We start from the raw sequence: 616 nt of genomic DNA, 5'->3' as shown, positions 1-616 counted from the left end.
GGTGAGCTTGATGTTGAAGCTGTCGCTGGCGCCGCCGAAGTTGGCCGAGCCCACGACATAGGACGTGCCGTCCTTCATCAGCGCCAGGGTGTCGCCGGAGACGAGCCCGTTCAGCGTCACGCCGGCGCCGTCCTCGGCCTCGACATAGTGGTAGCCGCCCAGGGCGACCAGATCGATGATTTCGTTGTTGGCGTTGTCGATGTGCAGGCGCTCGAAGCCGGTGACCAGGCCCGCGAAGGTCGACGAGCCGGAAGCGGCCGCGGCGGTGCTGCCGTCCAGCCAGATCGTGTCGGTCCCCTGGCCGCCGTTGATCGCCGCGCTGGTCAGGTAACCACCCAGGAAAAAGGTGTCGTCGCCGCCGCCCAGCGAGACCGCCTGGGTGACCGCGCCGCTGCCTTGGTGCGAGACCGTGTCCGCGCCCGAGCCGGTCGAGATCTCGGTGACGGCAGCGTCGACCTCGACGGTGATCGCGCCGGAGGCGGTCGAGGCGTCGAACGTGGTCAGGTTGGTGAAGCTCGAGAGATCGCCGGCGTTGAAGGCGCCCGCGCCGGTCACGGTGACCGTCTCCAGGTTTGTGGCGTTCGTCTCGATATACAGCGTCAGCGCGCTGGAGCCG

At 68.2% G+C, this 616-nt stretch carries 1 protein-coding gene; it reads right to left on the bottom strand.

The features are described from left to right. The coding region (locus J7528_RS23910) for a hypothetical protein (RefSeq protein ID WP_291879850.1) at positions 1–616 on the bottom strand (616 nt) is incomplete at both ends.

The sequence above is a fragment of the Caulobacter sp. genome, assembly GCF_017744445.1.
Lineage (GTDB): Bacteria > Pseudomonadota > Alphaproteobacteria > Caulobacterales > Caulobacteraceae > Caulobacter.
This window is presented reverse-complemented; position numbering and strand designations above follow the sequence as displayed.